Raw genomic sequence first — 2341 nt, forward strand, 5'->3', positions numbered from 1 at the left:
CGAGGCCTTCATCGAATTCTCCTCTCTTCCCCGCAGGGATCATAAGTGGAAAATTCCAGTTCTAAATGGCCTAATTTAACGGGGGCACGTCACCGCATGGGCACGACGGGCACATTTTTCCCGACTATCGCAAGAGCCTCGTTAATGAAGAGTTGGATGAGAGGTGTCTAGATCAAGGTCTCGGGAGATGAATTCGCTGCCATTGTCGACACGAATGGACGCCGGATAAGCGGATGCTCAGAAAAGCTCGACCGAAACCGAATCCCAATTTTGATAAGCATAGATGCCGGCAGCAACCGCGACCCCTATCGCAATTCGCCGTGGCCATTCGCTCTTTGGCTTCGCTTCGCCCTGCACACTCTCTGACATTCAAACCCCCAACACTTCAATTTTAGGTAGATCATAGGGGCGTAACATCGATGATGCTCGGAGGCTACGCCTTCGAGGCGTTGGGCTTCGGCTATCAGAATATCAAGCGCAAGGTGAATACGCCTTGGGTTGAGATTTCCGTGGGGCAGAGCCTCAATCCGCAGCAATGGACAGGCCCAACGTCCGACGAGGTGACGATTCAGGGCGTCTTCTTTCCCGAAGAATTCGACGGGCAGTCGCAACTTGACGGCATCATCGCAGCGCAATTGGCCGGCACGGAAATGATGATGGTGAGCGGCGACACAATAGAGGGCGTCATTCGCGGCATGTTCACGGTGCAGTCAGTCGAGGAAGACATGTCTTCCACGATGCCAGCGGGGTTGCCCGCCGCAATGCCTATGTGATCTCGCTCAAACGCTTGCCGGCGGAAACGACGGCGGTTTGCTCGACAGCGCAAGCTCATTCCTTTCTAACCTCTTCCGGTGATCACATGGCAAAGACTTACACAACCCGACAGGGCGAGACGGTCGATAGCGCCTGTTTCGCTCACTATGGCCGCACTGCTGGTGTGGTGGAGACGGTGCTTTCAGCTAATTGTGGCCTTGCCGCTCTTGGCGCGATCCTGCCGCTCGGCACAGACATCATAATGCCTGACACGCCGCGTGCGAGCGCGGAGCGTCGGCTTATCTCCGTCACCGTGACGGATGAGGAGGGCTTAAAGTCGGATTCAGTTGATATCGAGCTGAACGACGGCCCGCCGAATTTCCTCGCCCTTCCGCGCAAGCGTGCCATCATCTCGGTCAAAATGGGGTATGGCGTCGACCTCGTATCGAAGGGGCAATTCACCGCCGACAAGATCGGCCTTGATTGCCTGCCCTACAAGATGTCGATTTCTGGCAAGGCGGCGGACCTGCGCGGCGGCAAACTGAAAGAGAGGCAGGAACGTGCTTGGGATAGGGCCAAGCTTGGCGACATCATCGCAGAGATTGCCGGCGAGAGCGGATTGACGCCTGCCGTGGATGTCGAACTTGCGGAGCATACTTACGACTGGATAGGCCAGCAGGACGAAACCAATATCCATTTCGTGCGGCGGCTCGCAGATCGGCATAATGCTCTCTTTGCCGTCAAACACGGGCGGTTGTTGTTCGCCCGGCGTGGCTCCGGCCTTTCGGCCTCCGGTTCGTCGCTCGGCTCGGTCATTCTCACGCCTTCGGTTATCAAAACCGGCACGCTGAAAGTCGATATCAGCGACCGTACAAAATATAGCAAGGTCGTGTGCTACTATCAGGATGCCGACAACGCGAAGCGGGTCGAAATCGAGGCGGAAGCGGACGCGGATGGCGATAGCGTCTATCGCATTCCGGAAGCCTTTTCTTCGCCCACCGAAGCCGACAAGGCGAAAGAGCTTGCGCGCGGCGAGGGTGCCGTGTCGGTGACTGTTGTCGGCGATCCGGCGATTGACGCGGGTTTGCCGTTGCTCTTTGCAGAGGTTCGCCCTGGACTTGATGGTGTGCCCTACATCATCAAGACGACGCGGTTGAAATACACAAAGTCAGCGGGTTTTGAGGTTGACGTTTCCGGGCAGCTTTACGACGGCAAGTCGGCGACCGAAGACGAGAGCGAGAGCAAGAGCGGCGATGGCGAGACCAGTGGTAGCTCGCCCAACGCTTCGGATGCTGTCGGCAAGGTCGCGCCCAATAGAGCGCCGGGCACGCCTGCCACACCTTCCGCCTTTCTTACGCCGCGCCGGTTTTGCCGGACGGATGAGAACTAGGTGCAGGCGCCCTATCACGTCAGGCTTTTATCGGATTAACGAGATCGATCCCGCTTCGTGCAGAACCAGAACACCAATGCTGATTAGAACGAAAGGCACCACGACGGGCTCTGTTGCAAACATTGCGAGAGGTTGGATAGGTGCCGTGTTCTCCACCCTCATGCAGCCTGAGTTTCGAGATTCCGGGCGATCAGAGCT

2 protein-coding genes are annotated in these 2341 nt (G+C 57.2%); both read left to right on the forward strand.

The window, feature by feature from the left end; all coding sequences use genetic code 11:
* Positions 1 to 419 precede the first annotated feature (419 nt).
* A complete protein-coding gene (locus ACIQWP_RS31850; protein ID WP_402796475.1) occupies positions 420 to 773 on the forward strand; it encodes a phage tail protein in 354 nt (117 codons plus the stop codon).
* 86 nt (positions 774 to 859) lie between these two features.
* The gene (locus ACIQWP_RS31855) at positions 860 to 2143 is read left to right on the forward strand and encodes a tail protein X (protein ID WP_402796478.1); all 1284 of its coding nucleotides are present in this window, start codon (positions 860 to 862) and stop codon (positions 2141 to 2143) included.
* The last annotated feature ends 198 nt before the right edge of the window (positions 2144 to 2341 follow it).

Source organism: Rhizobium sp. NPDC090279 (genome assembly GCF_044769665.1).
Classification (GTDB): Bacteria; Pseudomonadota; Alphaproteobacteria; order Rhizobiales; family Rhizobiaceae; genus Rhizobium.

What these genes read in the sequence shown, in the direction of transcription:
- ACIQWP_RS31855 (WP_402796478.1), top strand. Translation starts at nt 860, where the DNA reads ATGGCAAAGACTTACACAACCCGACAGGGCGAGACGGTCGATAGCGCC.
- ACIQWP_RS31850 (WP_402796475.1), top strand. Translation starts at nt 420, where the DNA reads ATGATGCTCGGAGGCTACGCCTTCGAGGCGTTGGGCTTCGGCTATCAG.